The following is a 15,744-nucleotide window of genomic DNA, read 5'->3' as shown; positions in this document are numbered from 1 at the left end:
AACCGTCACTACGTTATGCCTCAATGGCCATCGAGCGCCATATTGAGCTTAAGCACGTTGACACGCGGTTCGCCCAGCATACCGAACTGACGATCGCTGGTAGCTTGCGCCACCAGGGCCTGCACCTGCGCCTCGCTAAGACCGCGAACGCGTGCCACGCGCGGCACCTGATAAGCCGCGGCTGCCAGCGAGATCTCCGGGTCCAGGCCACTGCCCGAGGCGGTGACCAGGTCCACCGGCACCGGTACGGAGTTGCCCGGGTCGGCGGCGTGCAGCGCGTCGATACGCTGTTTGACCGCATCGGTGAGCGCCGGGTTGGTCGGCCCCTGGTTGGAGCCGCCCGAGCTTTCGCCGTTGTTGGGTTGCGGAGCGGTCGCCGACGGACGGCCCCAGAAGTACTTGGGGTCGGTGAAGGCCTGACCGATCAGCGTGGAGCCGACTGGCTTGCCGTCCTTCTCGATCAGGCTGCCATTCGCCTGCGCGGGGAACAGCATCTGGGCCAGGCCGGTGGTTACCAGCGGATATACCACGCCGGTAATCACCGTCATCAGTAGCAGCATCATCAAAGCGCTGCGAATCAACTTGCCCATGTTCATCACCTCAGTAATGGATGATCGCGTCGACCAGCGCCGTGACCTGATGATTCTTGTGGCCACCGTCGTAGGCCGGGAAATCGTAGGCGTGCTCGTAGCGCAGCTCCGGACGGATCTCCAGATCCTGCGAAACCCAATGCGTCATGCCTACGGTGTGGCTGGAATAGCGCGTGGCAAAACCAGTGCGCTGGCCCTGCTCGTCGTTATAGAACTCGTTGCGAATCGACATCATGTTGCTCGGATCGAGCTCGATGTTGAAATAGTTAACGATACCGAACGCAGGGTTGTGGCCCAACGGGAAGTTCGGCGCCTCACCCAGCGGATAGCCGGGTGCGCCGGTCGGCGCATGCGACTGCGACGGATCGGTGGCCAGCGACTGGTTGCGCACGAAGATGCGGTACGCCTCGGTGAGCATGTGCACGTTGGGGGTAAAGCGATGGCCCCAGGTCAGCACGAACTCCTGCAGGTTGTTGTAGGTCTGGTTGGAGTGGTTGTACGACTCCACGCAGGGATACAGCATGTCGTTGTTGGACTTGGATACCCAGCGCACGCAACCCTGGAAACTCAGACGGCTGGTGCTGTCCCACGGCGCCGAGTCGTCACCGCCGTGCACACCCAGTTGCAACGTCCATTGATCGTTGAGCTTGGTGGTGGTGATCACACCCATGTTGGTGTACGCGTCCACCGTGTAGAGGATGGAGTGCGTCAACAGGTAGTTGTTGGGCGAAAACTGAGCTTCGATATCCGGCAGCGACAAGTAACGACCCGCCGTGATCACCATGCCTTGCGCAACCCAGGGAATGTACAGGTCAACGTAGGCGATCATGGGATCGTTGCCGTAAAGCTTGCCGTTGAGCGCGCTGTCCGCCTTGGGATTGTTCAGGAGCTGGTAGCTCGTGACGCCCTTCATGGTGGTGTAGTGGTAGTCGTAGCCGTAGAGATCATCGAAATGGAAACCCCAGTCGATGTGATCGGTCTGCACGGTGTCGGGCACGCGCTGGATGCGGAACAGGAACTGGTCGAATTCCACGCGATTGGGACGCGTGGCGTACGACAGCGGGTAGTTCGTATGGCTGGATGAACTGATGTTCATCGACGGATTGATCCAGCCGTACGTCTCGATGCGGTTGTCTTGCATCCAGTGACCCAGCTTGGTGCACGACAACGCCTTCTCCAGCGGGTACTGGGAGTTCTCGTTGGGTACGCCGATTGGGTAATCCACACCACCCAGCTGCCATTCCGACGACGGGAACGGCGGCGAAGAGAACGGCGAATCCATGCCACGACGCGCCGGCGCGGGGGCATTGGGGTCGGCGGGCTGCGCATCTTCCCGATAGGCGGAGGCAAGGCGCGAGAAAAAGCCCTGTGAGCAATCGGCGCTGGCCGCCATGGGCGCGCTGGGCGTGGCCTGGCCGAGGTCGGCCGCGGCGGTCACGTCAGTGGAAGCCACATTGACGCTGGGCGATGCCAACGCCTCACCGGCCGGGGCCAGGGCAAGCAGCAGCGCGAGCGAAAGTACCTTCTTGGAGTTCATGTGTGTTCCTGCAAACCGGCCTTGAGATGGCCGTCCTCTGTTTTGTGTTGGGTCGTTTTGCGGTGCCTCGTGGCGCCGCAATCAAATGCCGGCGTAGCCGCCGAGCACGTAGTCGTCCTGCTCGTTGCGCGGCGCCTCGGTGGGTTGAGGCTGCACGCGCGCTCTGCCGTTCACCGGTAGCGCAATCACTACATCGCAGTCGCTGTCGTTCGCGGAAAGGCGAAGTTCAAAGTCCGGATGAGTCTCGTCGGGTAGCGAAACGGAGAGCTTGAGGGTCTGCATGGCTTAACTCCTGAGGAGGAATGGCGCCTTGATCTAGTCGATGTCTGGGTGGGCGGCCTGAGCCGCGTCACACCAGACCGAAAAGCACGAGCAACATGTCGATCAACTTGATGCCGATAAAGGGCACCACGATGCCACCCAGGCCATACACCAGCAGGTTGCGTCGCAGCAGGTCCCCAGCGCCCAGAGCGCGGTACTTCACGCCCTTCAGCGCCAATGGAATCAGGAAGATGATGATGAGCGCGTTGAAGATCACCGCCGACAGGATGGCGCTCTGCGGGGTGGCCAGCTTCATCACGTTCAGCGTGTTGAGCGCGGGATAGGTGGTGGCGAATGCCGCCGGGATGATGGCGAAGTACTTGGCCACGTCGTTGGCGATGGAAAACGTGGTGAGTGCGCCGCGGGTAATCAGCATCTGCTTGCCGATCTCCACCACCTCGATCAGCTTGGTCGGGTTGGAGTCGAGATCGACCATGTTGCCCGCTTCTTTGGCGGCCTGCGTGCCAGTGTTCATGGCCACCGCCACGTCGGCCTGGGCCAGCGCGGGAGCATCGTTGGTACCGTCGCCGCACATCGCTACCAAGCGGTTCTCGGCCTGGATCTTGCGGATGAGCTTGAGCTTGGCCTCGGGCGTGGCTTCGGCGAGGAAGTCATCCACGCCTGCCTCGGCCGCGATGGCGGCGGCGGTGAGCGGGTTGTCGCCGGTGATCATGACGGTCTTGATGCCCATGCGGCGCATCTCGGCGAAGCGCTCGCGAATACCGCCCTTCACGATGTCCTTCAACTCGATCACACCCAGCGCGGTGCTGCCCTCGGTCACGATCAGCGGCGTGGCGCCGCGACGGGCGATGTCCTCGGCCATATGCTTGACCAGCGGCGGCAGGTGGCTGCCGGCGGCGTCGAGATAACGCTCCACGGCATCCAGCGCGCCCTTGCGGATCTGGCGATCGCCCAGGTTCACGCCGCTCATGCGGGTCTGCGCGGTGAACGGCACGAATTCGGCGTGGCCCGCTTCCAACTGCCGCTCGCGGATGCCAAAGCGCTCCTTGGCGAGCACCACGATGCTGCGGCCCTCGGGCGTTTCATCGGCCAGCGAAGCCAACTGCGCGGCGTCGGCGAGCACGGTTTCTTCCACGCCTGGCGCGGGCAGGAAGGCCACCGCCTGGCGGTTGCCCAGAGTGATGGTGCCGGTCTTGTCCAGCAGCAGCACATCCACGTCACCGGCGGCTTCCACCGCGCGGCCGGAAGTGGCGATCACGTTGGCGCGAATCATGCGATCCATGCCGGCGATGCCGATGGCCGAAAGCAACGCACCGATGGTGGTGGGAATCAGGCACACCAGCAACGCCACCAGCACGGTGATGGTGATGGGGTTGCCGCTACCTGCTGCCTGCACGCTATAGATGGAGTACGGCAGCAGCGTGGCGCAGGCCAGCAGGAAGATCAGCGTGAACTTGGCCAGCAGGATGGTCAGCGCGATTTCGTTGGGAGTCTTGCGGCGCGAAGCGCCCTCCACCATCGCGATCATGCGGTCCAGGAAGCTTTCGCCCGGGTTGCTAGTAATGCGAACCACCAGCCAGTCCGACAGCACGCGGGTGCCGCCGGTGACCGCGCTGCGATCTCCACCAGATTCGCGGATTACCGGCGCAGATTCGCCGGTGATGGCGCTCTCGTCCACGCTGGCCGCGCCCATCACTACTTCGCCGTCGCCAGGCATCACATCACCGGCTTCCACCAGCACATGGTGACCGACGCGCAACTCCGGCGACGGCACGAAGGTGATGGCCGCATCGCGCTGCACTGCGGCGAGCTTCTTGGCGATCACGTCGCGGCGCGAACTACGCAGCGCCGCCGCCTGGGCCTTTCCGCGGCCTTCGGCCAGCGCCTCGGCGAAGTTGGCGAACAGCAGGGTGAACCACAACCAGAGGGTCACCCAGAAGATAAACCCGGTGGGTGCCTCGCCGTGGCCGGTCAACGCCTGCACCCACAACAGGGTGGTCAGCACGCTGCACACGAACACCACGAACATCACCGGATTGCGAAACTGCAGGCGGGGCGACAGCTTGCGGAACGAGTCCGCCACGGCCTTGAGTATCAGCTCGCGATCGAAGCTGCGCACGTTGTGCACATGGGTATGAGTCGTTGTCATGGATCGATGTTCCGTAGGCATCAGTGGGCCGACATCAGGAATTCGGCGATCGGTCCCAGCGCGAGGGCCGGCAGGAAAGTCAGGGCGCCGACCACGATCACCACGCAAGCCAGCAGCGTGACGAACAGCGGCGTATGGGTGGGCAGCGTGCCGGCCGAAGGCGGCACATGACGCTTGGCGGCGAGCGAGCCGGCCATGGCGAGCATGGCGATCGCCAGCAGGAAGCGCGAGAAATACATGCACACGCCCAGCAGCACGTTCCAGAACGGCGTGTTGGCGGACAGGCCGGCAAACGCGCTGCCGTTGTTGTTGGACGCGGAAGACACGGCGTACAGCACTTCGCTAAAGCCATGCGCACCCGGGTTGGCGATGCCTGCCACGCCGGCCGGGCTCATCACCGCGATGGCCGTGCAGATCACCACCAGCGCGCAGGGCACCAGCACGGCCAGGCTGGCCATCTTCATTTCATGCGCTTCGATCTTCTTGCCCAGGTATTCGGGCGTGCGGCCCACCATGAGGCCGGCGATGAACACCGCCACCACTGCGAAGGCCAGCATGCCGTACAGGCCCGAGCCCACGCCGCCGAAGATCACCTCGCCCAACTGCATCAGCCACATCGGCACCAGGCCACCCAGCGGGGTCAGCGAGTCGTGCACGTTGTTCACCGCACCACAGGAAGCCGCCGTGGTGATGGCCGTGAAAAGGCCACTGGCCGCGATGCCGAAGCGCGTTTCCTTGCCTTCCATGTTGCCGCCCGCTTGCAGCGTGGTGGCTTGCTGGTCGACCGCCAGACCATGCAACGCTGGGTTGCCTGCCTGCTCAGCGGCCACAGCGCCAATCGCCAGCGGCACGAAGATCAGCAGCATGGTGGCGAGGATGGCCCAGCCCTGGCGGCGATCGCCCACCATGCAGCCGAAGGTGTAGCAGAGTCCGCCCGGGATCAGGAAGATCGCCAACATCTCGATAAAGTTGCTGAAGGGCGTCGGGTTCTCGTACGGATGCGCGGAGTTGGCGTTGAAGAAGCCGCCGCCGTTGGTGCCCAGGTGCTTGATGGCGATCTGCGAGGCCGCTGGGCCCATCGGCAGGGTCTGCGTGCTTACCGGGGTTTCCTTGGTGACGTCCTTGCCCGCGGCATCCTTCACCGTATTGCCGGCCGCGTCCTTTACGGTTTCCACGGCCACGGTGTTCTGCATTAGCGGCACGTCCACGTAGGACTTGAAGTTCTGCACCACGCCCTGCGAAGAGAGCAGCAGCGCCGTCACCAGCGAGAACGGCACCAGGATGTAGAGCGTGCTGCGGGTCATGTCGACCCAGAAGTTGCCGATGTTGTCCGCGCTGCGACGGGTAAAGCCGCGCACTACCGCCACCAGCACCGCAATGCCCGTAGCCGCCGACAGGAAGTTCTGCACGGCCAGGCCCAGCATCTGGGTCAGGTAGCTCATCGTGCTTTCGCCCGTGTAGCCCTGCCAGTTGGTGTTGGTGATGAAGCTGATGGCCGTATTCATGGCCGAGTCCGGCGTCACGGCGCCAAAGTGCTGCGGATTCAGCGGCAGCCACTGCTGCAGACGCTGCAGCGCGTACACGGCGAACAGGCCCGCCATGTTGAACAACAGCATGGCGATGGCATAGCTGCGCCAGCTCATCTGCTCCTCGGCGCGCACGCCGCTGAGGCGATAGAGCAGCTTTTCCACGCCGCCGCCAGCCCGCAGCACGCGGTTGGGCGTATCGGCGAAGACCAGCGCCATGTAGCTGCCCACCGGTTTGATCAGGGCGAGCAGCACGATCAGGTACAACCCGATCTGGAGATAGTCGTTGGTGGTCATTCGAACCACTCCGGCTTAAGCAGGGCCACGCACAGGTAGCCCGTCAAGGCCACCGCGATAGCGGCAGCCACGAAATAGATCACGTTCATGGGTGTTCTCCCGCAGGGAAGGCGCGAGCAAGAGGGGGCCACCGCCTCAGGCGGTGGCGGACAATCAGGGGCGTCGGCCCAGGCGGTCGCAGATCAGCAGAAAGCCGATCGATGCCGCAAAGAGCACCAACGAAAACAAGAGATAGACAACGTCCATGGGTTCCGGCTCACCGTGTTCTGCAACGATGCAAATTGTCGGAACCGGCGCATAAGAAAGGGGTAGCGAATCCCCCAGGGGCCGTATAGAACGCGTAAATTTTTTACGGCCGACAACTTAGGCCGCGTGGGACACGGCGCTTTGGTCCACCAAACCCAGGCGCTCGATGGGGTGGCCGGCGGCGTCCCAGGCGTCCAGGCCGCCCAGCAGTGGTCGCACTCGCGTATAGCCGTGTGCCATCAAGGCCTTGGCCACCAGCGCGGCGGATGCCTCGTTGGGGCAGGCGCAGTACACCACCAGTTCCGCTTCCACCGGCACCTTGCCGATGATGCGATCGATGCTGTTGACGTCCGCGAGCAGGGCGCCGGGAATGATACGGGTGTCCATGGCGCGTACGGCGTCGGAGCGCACGTCCACAATCACCGGCAGCTGCCCCGCGTCCATGGCTTGGCTGAGTTCGTCCACGGAGATGCGCGCCATGCGCAACGCGCGCAACAGGCGATGACGCTGCCACCACTTGGCAATGACATACAGCGCCAGCAGGCAGCCCAGCAACAGCAGCGCCACGCTGCCGGCATTGGCAAGCGCGTCCAGCACGTAATCGATCTGGCTGGCGAACACATAGCCCAGACTCACCGACACACCTACCCACAACAGCGAGCCGAGCCCATCAAAAAACACAAAGGCGGCGGGCCGCAGCCCCATCGCGCCAACCAGCGGCGGCGCCACGGTGGAGAGACCCGGCACGAACTTGGCCAACAGCAACACGCTCCCGCGCCAACGCTGGAACCGCAGTTCGGACTGCCTCACGCAGGAATCGGGTGACAACGAGATACGGCACAGCGTGCGCATGACGCCGCCGCCGAAGTAACGCCCAGCGGCATACCAGGCGAGATCCGCCAACAGGCAAGCCACCAGCGCCACGCCCAATACGCCAGCCAGCGGCAATTGCCCCGCAGCAGCAAGAGCACCCGCCACGATCATGGTGGGTACCGCCGGTACCGGCGCCCCCGCCTGCTCCACCAACACATTGGCGAAAACCAGCAAAAGGCCGTACTGCGCAATCAGTTCAACGATATGGTGGGCCATGGCTTGGACACCTTGCCCGCCTGAGGCCGGCGGCATGGACGATTGCCACGATCATTGGGGCTGGCGCAGGCAAACGCAATCGCCCGAGCGTGGGATGCTTCCGGGTCAGGCGCGCTGGGATGCTTCCTGCCCGTGCTCGGCGGCCGCGGCGCGATCGCCGATCCGCCGCGCCCCAGCCACCACCAAGGGCAACCAAAGCAGGGTAAGCCCGGCGGCGCAGGCGAAAATGTCCTCCGTACCCAGGTGCCCCAAGGCCACGCCACCGACGGCGCCACCCACGAAGGCACCCAGGAATTGGCTGGTGGAATACGCACCCATGGCCGCGCCACGCAGCCCTGCAGGGGCCAGCCGGGATACCAGACTGGGCAAAGCCGCCTCCAGCAGGTTGAAGGCGGAGAAAAACACCGTGGCCGACACGCCCAGCCAAGCCACGTGCCCACCCGAGCAGGCGAAACCCAGCAGCCCCAGGCCGATCGCCACCACGCAAATCGCCACGATGCGCAAACTCTGCCCTATCTCTCGCATGCGATGCAGGCAGGCACCCATCACGAACGCCGCGATCACCATCACCGGCAGATACAGCTCCCAGTGACGACTGACTGGCAACTGCAAATCAACCACCAGCAGCAGCGGCAGACCCACAAAACTTGCCGTAAGCAGCAGATGGAGAAAGAACACCGAGCCATTAAGCACCAGCATGCGCCCATCGCGCAGCATGCCCAGCACGCTGCCCCAAGCCGCCGCAGCCGGTGCCTGCCGGCGCGTCGGCGTGGGCACGATCAACCACAGCAGCACCAACGCGCCTAGCGCCAACAACGACGTCGCGGTGAACAGACCCGACAAGCCGGCCATAGCCTCCAGCGGCGGCCCAAGGATCAGAGCGAGCAGAAAGGCCACACCAATGGATACGCCGATGATACCCATCACCTTGCTGCGATTTTCTTCGCGCGTGAGATCGGCGGCGAGCGCACTGCCCGCGCCGGCCACGGCGCCCATGCCCTGCAAGGCACGGCCAATCACCACGCCCAGCAAGGTATGCGAGCAGGCCGCTACCAGGCCACCAATGGCGAATACCAGCAAGCCCAGCGTAATCGCGGGCTTACGTCCAATGCGATCGGACAGCAGGCCCAGCGGAATCTGCAGCAGTACCTGGCCCAGCCCGTAGACGCCCAGCGCCAAGCCGATCAGCGCGGGGCTGGCATCAGGCATTTTCTGCGCATAGATCGAAAACACCGGCATGATCAGGAACAGGCCGAACAGGCGCAGGCTGATCACGCAGGCGAGGGTCAATGCGCTACGCCGCTCGAGGGGAGAAAGTTTGCTCACCGGACAGGTCTTGTTGGAACAGGCCAGCCCCGGATTATACGTTTCGCGCCCGTGTCTTAGGCGCGGCGCCCTGTCGCGGCGATTTCTTGCACGAGTAACTCTCTATAATCCCCCGGATACGATGCCGCGACTCGCCTCATGACCACGACCCAAGCCGACACCCGCCGCTCCGCCGATTTCGCCGCCGTCAAGACACTTGCCGCGGCCGACATGCAACGGGTGGACACCTTGATCCGTACCCGCCTCTCCTCGGATGTGGTGCTGATCAACCAGATCGCGGATCACATCATCGCCGGCGGTGGCAAGCGCCTGCGCCCGATGCTGCATGTACTGGCGGCCGGCGCGGCCGGTTACCACGGCGAGCAGCACATCAAGCTGGCGGCGGTGATCGAGTTCATCCACACCTCCACCCTGTTGCATGACGACGTGGTGGACGAGTCGGACCTGCGCCGCGGCCGCAAGACCGCCAACGCGCTTTGGGGCAACGCCGCCAGCGTGCTGGTCGGCGACTTCCTCTACTCACGCTCGTTCCAGTTGATGGTCGAGCTGGACGACATGCGCATCATGCGCATCCTGGCCGACACCACCAACACCATCGCCGAGGGCGAGGTGCTGCAGTTGCTCAATATCGGCAACGCCGACGTGGACGAGGCCGCCTATCTCGCCGTGATCGAACGCAAGACGGCGGTGCTGTTCGCCGCTGCCACCGAACTGGGCGGTTTGCTAGGCGGCCTGCCCGCCGATCAGGTGGCGGCGCTGCGCCGCTATGGCATGGAGCTGGGCTACGCCTTCCAGATTGCCGACGATCTGCTCGACTACGTGAGCGATGCCGACACGCTGGGCAAGAACATCGGCGACGACCTTGCCGAAGGCAAGCCCACCCTGCCGCTGATCTACGCGCTGCAGAAGGCCAACGACGAACAAAAACAGTCACTGCGCCACGCCATCGAACACGGTGGCCTGGATTCGCTGGATCGCATCATCGCCGCCATCCGTGACTCCGGCGCACTGGAACGCACCCACGAGCGCGCGGTGTTCCATGCGGACGCTGCACGCGACGCCTTGCGCGTACTGCCCGACTCGCCGTGGCGCGATGCGCTGGCCACCCTGGCCGACTACTCGGTGCAACGCAGCTTCTGATCGGCTGCCCACCCGCTATCGCGGGTGGGTGCCTTTCGCTCAAGCCATGGCCGCCCGGCATCGCGCCGCGACGGAGTGGCTCAAGGCGTGCCTGCAAAGGCCGCATGCAGCCAGTCGTGCATGAGGCGATAGCTGCGCTGGGCCGCCCGCTCGTCGTACATGCAACCAGGCTTGTGCTGGTCCGTTTCGGTGAAGCAATGCACGGCGTTACCCAGCACCAGGAATTCCCAATCGGCCTTGCTGCCGCGCATTTCGTCCATGAACTTGTCGGCGTCGGGCATGGTGCCCTTGTCGTCGGCACCGTTCATCACCAGCACGCGCGCCTTGATCTGCTTGGCCAGCGACGGGTCATCCGTTTGCAGCGCGCCATGGAAAGACACCACCGCCGCCACGTCCGCACCGCTGCGCGCCAGGTCCAGCACCGCCGAGCCACCGAAGCAGAAACCGATGGCCGCCAGCTTGGTGAGATCGATCGGCGCGGTCTTGGCCTGCGCCTTGAGCTGATCCAGCGCTTCATTGATGCGCTTGCGCATCAGCGCGCGATCGCCGTAGAGCGGCTTGACCGCCGCCATGGCCTGATCGTCGCTGGTGGGGCGCACCTGCGCGCCATACATGTCGGTGACCAGGATGACGTAGTCCTTGCCGGCAATGCCTTCGGCCTTCTTGAGCGCGCCGTCGTTCACGCCGTACCAATTGGGCACCATCACCAGGCCGGGACGCTTGGTGGTCACCGCGTCGTCGTACACGAGCACGCTGTGGAACGTGGTGCCGTCCTGGTTCCACTCCACCGGCTTGTGCACCATCTTCGCCTGGGCACCCAGGGCCATACCGGACAACAACAACGCACAGCAAAGTCGGGCGATACGCATGACCTGCACTCCTCGTGGCGGTGAGTAAAGAACGCTTACAGGCCGGCGGCGTGATCCGCTAGCCTGCGCTTGAGTGGCCCCAGTCGATCGAGCAGTCGCACGCCCAGGCCACGCGCCGCCACCAGCGGCGACGCGCGCCAGCCATAAATGCGCGCCAAAGCGTCGAAGCCCAGCGCATCCAGCGTGTCGGCACTGCGACGACGTCGCGCGTAGCGCCGCAGTACGTGATCGGCGGCGATGTCCTGGCCGGCATCGCGCGCGGCGAGCAGGGTGTCACGCAACTCGGCCACGTCACGCAGGCCGAGGTTGACGCCCTGCCCCGCCAGCGGATGCACCGCGTGTGCGGCATCGCCGAGCAACACGAAGCGTTCGGCCTGATAGGTCTTGGCTAATTGCAGCTTGAGTGGAAACGCCGCGCGCGGCGTGCACGCCGTGATGCGACCCAGGCGGAAATCGCTGGCCACGCCCAGTTCGCGCATGAATGCTTCGTCATCCAGCGCCATGATGCGCTGCGCTTCGGCCTCTGGCAGCGACCACACAATCGAGCTACGCCCATCGGCCAACGGCAACAAGGCCAGCGGCCCCGTTTCCGTAAAGCGCTGCCAGGCGGTGTGCTCGTGCGGTCGCTCCGTATGGACGTGCGCGACCACGCCACGCTGGGCGTAATCGCGGCCATCCGTCTCAATGCCGGCCTGGGCCCGCAGCGGCGAGCCCGCACCATCGGCCGCAACCAGCAGCCGTGCGGAAAGCACCTGCGCGTCGCCCAAGGTCAACTGCACGCGATCATCGAGCACGTCGTAACCACTCACCTGGGCCGGGCACACGCGTTGCACACCGGCCGCGTCCAGTGCCTGCCACAGGCGCCATTGCACCAGGTTGTTCTCGACGATGTAGCCCAGCAGGTCGCGGCCTTCGGTGGCGGCGTCGAAATGAATGGCGGCGCCCGTTTCGGCATCCCATACATGCATGTGCGCGTAGGGGCCCACGCGCTCGGCGCGAATGCCCGCCCAAACACCCAGCTCGTCGAGCAGCGCGATGGACGAGGGCGCCAGGCCAACCACGCGCAGGTCCACTTCGTTCTGCGCGGACCACGCCGCTGGTTCTCGTGCTTCCACCAGCGCTGTGGCAAAGCCGGCGCGGGCGAGCGCCAGGGCAGCGGCGGCGCCCACCATGCCACCGCCCACCACGGCGACATCCAGTGCCGGCCCACGACGCCGACTGCTTTCGTTGCGCATGGGCACGTTCACGGCAAGCGCTCCAGCACCGCGCGCGGCGGTTCACTTCGAAAACCCATGCCGCGCTTGGCAAGCAAACGCTGCAACGGCGGCACGCGATCGAATGCAAGCATGGCGAGCGAGCGCAACGGCGCCAGCAGCGGCTGCGGCAGGCAGGCGAGCTGGATCAAGCCATGGCTCATGGCCATGGTGCCATCGCGGTCGGCGACACGGCGCTCGGCGTAGCGCACGAGCAACGAAGCCTCGCCCGGGTCGGCGGCTTCGGCCACCAGCTCGGCCAAGGTGAGGGCATCGCGCAAGCCCAAATTGAAGCCCTGCGCCCCAATGGGATGAATGGTCTGCGCCGCATTGCCCACCAGCACCGCGCGGTTCGCCACCAGCGCGTTCGCCGCCACTCGCTGGATCGGATACGCATGCCGGCGACCGGGACGACTCAAGCGCCCCAAGCGCCAACCAAAGCGCTGCTGGGCCAGGGCGATAAACGCGTCATCGTCCATCGCCAGGGTGGCATCGGCCTCCTCGCGCGGCAGGGTCAACACCAGCCCGCACCGGCGGTTGGCCAGCGGCAGCATGGCGATCGGGCCGTCGTCGGCGAAGCGTTCGTAGGCGCGGCCCGCGTGGTCGCGCTCGGGCGTCACCGTGCAGACGAACAAGGTTTGCTGGTAATCGTACCGCTCCACGCCGATGCCCAGCTGATCGCGCACGAAGCTGGCCGTGCCATCGGCGCCGACCAGCAGGGGCGTATCGATGACCTGCGCGCCGTCAGGGGTATGGACGCGCGCGCGCCAGCCATCGGCCAGTGGCTCCAGCGCCTCCAATCGCGCGGGCGCCAGTCGGCGCAGGCGTTGGCACTCGTCCAGTCGGCGCAGCAGGGCCGCGCCAAGCTCGCGCGCCGGCAAGGTCCAGCCCATGGCGTCCACCCCATGCCGCTCGGCATCGAGTTGCACGCTGCCGAACTCACCCGCCCGCGTCACATGAATGTGGCGGATGGCCGTGGCCCCGGCCCGGGCATGGCGCCATACACCGATGGCCTCAAGGCCATTCACCGTGGCGCGGGCCAGGGCCAGGTTGCGCTCGTCGTAACTGGGTTGCTCGCCCACGCGCGGGGCGGCGGCCTCCACCATCACGGCGTCCACGCCGGCCGCGTCCAGGGCAATGGCCAGGCTGGCGCCGACCAGGCCGCCACCAATGATGAGCACGGGCTGGCGGGACGTGCCCGCCGGAGAAGGGCTTGCGGTAGTCATAGCCCGCCATCATACGCGCTGCGCTCGCCCGGCCATCAGGGCCCGGAGCAATTGCGATAGACTTGCCGTCTGCACATTGCGCAACACTTTATTTCTGGAGCAAGTCATGGCTACGACGCAGACCCAGCGCCTCGGCATCTTCCTGGCACTCGCCGCGGTGATGGCGGCCACCCGCATCCACCTGTCGCTGTTCAACCATGACGTATGGGACGCCTCCTGGGGCCTGTTCTTCCTCGCCGGCTTCTGGCTGCGCGGCTCGGTGCGCTGGGCCTTCCCGCTGCTGATGGCCGAAGCCGTGCTGGTGGATTACCTGGTGATCAGCCAGCAGGGCGTCAGCTTCTGGGACCACTACTGCGTGTCGGCGGCCTACTGGTTCCTGGTGCCGTCCTATTTCAGCCTGTGGCTGGGCGGCAGTTGGCTGGCCCGCCAGTCGCTGGGCCTGAACCTGCGCAGCCTCGCCCTCACCGTGGCCGCCGTGCTGGTGAGCTGGGCCGCGTGCTACGTGATTTCCAACGGCAGCTTCTACTGGCTGAGCAACAGCGTGCCGCAGCCGCGCAGCATGGGCGCCTGGCTGGCCAACCTGGGTGACTGGTACGGCTTCTTCCTGCAGACCACGGCGCTTTACGTGGGCCTCGGTCTGGTGGTGCACGGCCTGGCCGTGCAGCTTTCGCGCGTGCTGGGCCATGCCCACGCACCCAAGCTGTCGCGCTGAGCCCACGCATGGGTAACCGCCTCTCGAAGATCTACACCCGCACGGGCGATGACGGCAGCACCGGTCTTGGCGACGGTTCGCGCGTCGCCAAGGATTCGCTGCGCGTGGGCGCCTACGGCACCGTGGACGAACTCAACAGCACCATCGGCATGGTGCTGGCGTCCGAGGGCGTGCCCGACGATGTACGGGAGGCGCTGACCCAGGTACAGCACGACCTGTTCGATCTCGGCGGCGAGCTGTGCATTCCCGGCATGGCCATGGTCGAGGACAAGGACATCGAGCGCCTGGAGCAGGTGCTCGATGGCTTCAACGACCCACTGCCCCCGCTGAAGGATTTCATTCTCCCCGGCGGCGGCATGGCGGCGTCGTGCTGCCACCTGGCACGCACCGTGTGCCGTCGCGCCGAGCGCGAGGTGATTGCCCTGGCTCGCCTTGAAGCAGTGCGACCGCAGGCGCAGCGCTACCTCAACCGCCTCTCCGACTTGCTGTTCGTCATCGCTCGCGTGCTGGCCCGCGCCAGCGGCCACGGCGAGGTGCTGTGGCAACACGAACGTCGCCGCAAGGGCAGTTGAGCCACCGGCATGCTGCGGCTCTATACCCATTCGGCCTGCCTGCAGCACGATCCCGGCGCTGATCAACCCGAATCGCCTGCCCGTCTGCGCGCGGTGCTGCAGGCACTGGACCACGATCGCTTCGCCGCGCTGGATCGCATCGAGGCACCCCGCGCCACCCGCGAGCAGTTACTGCGCGTGCACACGCAGGCGCATGTGGAGCGCATCCTCGGCACGCTGCCGGAAAGCGGCACCGTGCGACTGGACGAAGACACCCTGATGTCCCCCGGCTCGGCCGAGGCGGCCTTGCGCGCCGCCGGCGCCGTGGTGGCCGCCGTGGATGCCGTGCTCAGTGGCGCTGGTGGCCAGGCCTTCTGCGCCGTGCGGCCGCCGGGCCACCATGCCACGCCCGACAAGGCGATGGGCTTCTGCCTGTTCAACAACATCGCCGTCGGCGCAGCGCATGCCCTGGCCGAACATGGCCTCAAGCGCATGGCCATCGCCGACTTCGACGTACACCACGGCAACGGCACGCAGGACATCTTTGCGCGCGAACCCCGCGTACTGTTCATCTCCAGCCACCAGATGCCGCTGTATCCGGAAACCGGGCGTGAGGACGAGCGCGGGGTGGGCAATATCGTCAATGCACCGCTCTCGCCGGGCGAAGGCAGCTACGAATTCCGCGAGCTGTGGGAAGGCGCGCTGCTACCTCGCCTGCATGCCTTCAAGCCGCAACTGCTGCTGGTCTCGGCGGGTTTCGACGCGCATCGTAACGACCCCCTGGCCGATCTGCGCCTGGGCAGCGAAGACTACGCCTGGATCACCGGCCGGCTGCGCGACGTGGCCGAGGCGCACGCCGACGGGCGGCTCGTATCCAGCCTGGAGGGCGGCTACAACCTGCTCGCCCTCGCCGGCAGCGTGGCGGCGCATGTTTCCACGCTGATGGAATGA

15 protein-coding genes are annotated in these 15,744 nt (G+C 65.5%); 4 read left to right on the top strand and 11 right to left on the bottom strand.

Annotated features, from left to right (window positions below):
* Positions 1-20: 20 nt before the first annotated feature.
* The 8 genes from kdpC to AC3G2C_RS05740 all read right to left on the bottom strand — a co-directional run bounded on the left by kdpC (position 21) and on the right by AC3G2C_RS05740 (position 9,042).
* Positions 21-590: a potassium-transporting ATPase subunit KdpC gene (gene kdpC, locus AC3G2C_RS05775; protein ID WP_488383660.1), complete on the bottom strand. Its 570-nt coding sequence runs from the start codon at positions 588-590 to the stop codon at positions 21-23.
* Between the two features lie 10 nt (positions 591-600).
* Positions 601-2,127 carry an outer membrane beta-barrel protein gene (locus tag AC3G2C_RS05770; protein WP_488383659.1) on the bottom strand — a complete coding sequence of 509 codons (1,527 nt, stop codon included), beginning with the start codon at positions 2,125-2,127 and terminating at the stop codon, positions 601-603.
* A gap of 81 nt (positions 2,128-2,208) precedes the next feature.
* Positions 2,209-2,409: a hypothetical protein gene (locus AC3G2C_RS05765; protein ID WP_488383658.1), complete on the bottom strand. Its 201-nt coding sequence runs from the start codon at positions 2,407-2,409 to the stop codon at positions 2,209-2,211.
* 67 nt (positions 2,410-2,476) lie between these two features.
* The gene (gene kdpB / locus AC3G2C_RS05760; RefSeq protein WP_488383657.1) at positions 2,477-4,558 is read right to left on the bottom strand and encodes a potassium-transporting ATPase subunit KdpB; all 2,082 of its coding nucleotides are present in this window, start codon (positions 4,556-4,558) and stop codon (positions 2,477-2,479) included.
* A gap of 20 nt (positions 4,559-4,578) precedes the next feature.
* Positions 4,579-6,381 (bottom strand): potassium-transporting ATPase subunit KdpA, encoded by a 1,803-nt coding sequence (gene kdpA, locus AC3G2C_RS05755; protein WP_488383656.1) that lies wholly within the window; start codon positions 6,379-6,381, stop codon positions 4,579-4,581.
* On the bottom strand, positions 6,378-6,470 hold the full coding sequence (gene kdpF, locus AC3G2C_RS05750; RefSeq protein ID WP_488383655.1) for a K(+)-transporting ATPase subunit F: 93 nt from the start codon (positions 6,468-6,470) through the stop codon (positions 6,378-6,380). The genes kdpA and kdpF overlap by 4 nt, the downstream gene beginning before the upstream one ends.
* A 274-nt stretch (positions 6,471-6,744) precedes the next feature.
* On the bottom strand, positions 6,745-7,716 hold the full coding sequence (locus tag AC3G2C_RS05745) for a DedA family protein/thiosulfate sulfurtransferase GlpE (protein ID WP_488383654.1): 972 nt from the start codon (positions 7,714-7,716) through the stop codon (positions 6,745-6,747).
* 105 nt (positions 7,717-7,821) lie between these two features.
* Positions 7,822-9,042, bottom strand: coding sequence for an MFS transporter (locus AC3G2C_RS05740; protein WP_488383653.1), 1,221 nt, complete (start codon positions 9,040-9,042; stop codon positions 7,822-7,824).
* Positions 9,043-9,180: 138 nt separating this feature from the next.
* Here AC3G2C_RS05740 and AC3G2C_RS05735 point away from each other — a divergent pair, with 138 nt between their 5' ends.
* Complete coding sequence (locus tag AC3G2C_RS05735; protein ID WP_488383652.1) at positions 9,181-10,182, top strand: polyprenyl synthetase family protein; 1,002 nt, start codon at positions 9,181-9,183, stop codon at positions 10,180-10,182.
* A gap of 80 nt (positions 10,183-10,262) precedes the next feature.
* On the opposite strand, the gene AC3G2C_RS05730 is transcribed toward AC3G2C_RS05735, so the two are convergent.
* Genes AC3G2C_RS05730 through ubiH form a run of 3 tightly spaced genes read right to left on the bottom strand, consistent with a single transcriptional unit; the run spans position 10,263 to position 13,530 of the window.
* Positions 10,263-11,051 (bottom strand): dienelactone hydrolase family protein, encoded by a 789-nt coding sequence (locus AC3G2C_RS05730; RefSeq protein WP_488383651.1) that lies wholly within the window; start codon positions 11,049-11,051, stop codon positions 10,263-10,265.
* A gap of 35 nt (positions 11,052-11,086) precedes the next feature.
* Positions 11,087-12,286: a UbiH/UbiF/VisC/COQ6 family ubiquinone biosynthesis hydroxylase gene (locus AC3G2C_RS05725; RefSeq protein WP_488383768.1), complete on the bottom strand. Its 1,200-nt coding sequence runs from the start codon at positions 12,284-12,286 to the stop codon at positions 11,087-11,089.
* Positions 12,287-12,294: 8 nt separating this feature from the next.
* Positions 12,295-13,530, bottom strand: coding sequence for a 2-octaprenyl-6-methoxyphenyl hydroxylase (ubiH, locus tag AC3G2C_RS05720; protein WP_488383650.1), 1,236 nt, complete (start codon positions 13,528-13,530; stop codon positions 12,295-12,297).
* Positions 13,531-13,636: 106 nt separating this feature from the next.
* On the opposite strand from ubiH, the gene AC3G2C_RS05715 reads away from it, so the two are divergent.
* The 3 genes from AC3G2C_RS05715 to AC3G2C_RS05705 are packed head-to-tail and all read left to right on the top strand — an operon-like array spanning position 13,637 to position 15,744.
* The gene (locus AC3G2C_RS05715; protein WP_488383649.1) at positions 13,637-14,242 is read left to right on the top strand and encodes a hypothetical protein; all 606 of its coding nucleotides are present in this window, start codon (positions 13,637-13,639) and stop codon (positions 14,240-14,242) included.
* Between the two features lie 8 nt (positions 14,243-14,250).
* The gene (locus AC3G2C_RS05710; RefSeq protein ID WP_488383648.1) at positions 14,251-14,814 is read left to right on the top strand and encodes a cob(I)yrinic acid a,c-diamide adenosyltransferase; all 564 of its coding nucleotides are present in this window, start codon (positions 14,251-14,253) and stop codon (positions 14,812-14,814) included.
* A 9-nt stretch (positions 14,815-14,823) separates the two neighbouring features.
* Positions 14,824-15,744, top strand: a complete 921-nt coding sequence (locus AC3G2C_RS05705) for a histone deacetylase family protein (protein ID WP_488383647.1) — start codon at positions 14,824-14,826, stop codon at positions 15,742-15,744.

The organism is Frateuria sp. sgz306004 (genome assembly GCF_057750885.1).
This window is presented reverse-complemented; position numbering and strand designations above follow the sequence as displayed.

Coding starts and splice junctions, on each gene's coding strand:
- kdpC (WP_488383660.1), bottom strand. CDS start 590: ATGGGCAAGTTGATTCGCAGCGCTTTGATGATGCTGCTACTGATGACG.
- AC3G2C_RS05770 (WP_488383659.1), bottom strand. CDS start 2,127: ATGAACTCCAAGAAGGTACTTTCGCTCGCGCTGCTGCTTGCCCTGGCC.
- AC3G2C_RS05765 (WP_488383658.1), bottom strand. CDS start 2,409: ATGCAGACCCTCAAGCTCTCCGTTTCGCTACCCGACGAGACTCATCCG.
- kdpB (WP_488383657.1), bottom strand. CDS start 4,558: ATGACAACGACTCATACCCATGTGCACAACGTGCGCAGCTTCGATCGC.
- kdpA (WP_488383656.1), bottom strand. CDS start 6,381: ATGACCACCAACGACTATCTCCAGATCGGGTTGTACCTGATCGTGCTG.
- kdpF (WP_488383655.1), bottom strand. CDS start 6,470: ATGAACGTGATCTATTTCGTGGCTGCCGCTATCGCGGTGGCCTTGACG.
- AC3G2C_RS05745 (WP_488383654.1), bottom strand. CDS start 7,716: ATGGCCCACCATATCGTTGAACTGATTGCGCAGTACGGCCTTTTGCTG.
- AC3G2C_RS05735 (WP_488383652.1), top strand. CDS start 9,181: ATGACCACGACCCAAGCCGACACCCGCCGCTCCGCCGATTTCGCCGCC.
- AC3G2C_RS05730 (WP_488383651.1), bottom strand. CDS start 11,051: ATGCGTATCGCCCGACTTTGCTGTGCGTTGTTGTTGTCCGGTATGGCC.
- AC3G2C_RS05725 (WP_488383768.1), bottom strand. CDS start 12,286: ATGCGCAACGAAAGCAGTCGGCGTCGTGGGCCGGCACTGGATGTCGCC.
- ubiH (WP_488383650.1), bottom strand. CDS start 13,530: ATGACTACCGCAAGCCCTTCTCCGGCGGGCACGTCCCGCCAGCCCGTG.
- AC3G2C_RS05715 (WP_488383649.1), top strand. CDS start 13,637: ATGGCTACGACGCAGACCCAGCGCCTCGGCATCTTCCTGGCACTCGCC.
- AC3G2C_RS05710 (WP_488383648.1), top strand. CDS start 14,251: ATGGGTAACCGCCTCTCGAAGATCTACACCCGCACGGGCGATGACGGC.
- AC3G2C_RS05705 (WP_488383647.1), top strand. CDS start 14,824: ATGCTGCGGCTCTATACCCATTCGGCCTGCCTGCAGCACGATCCCGGC.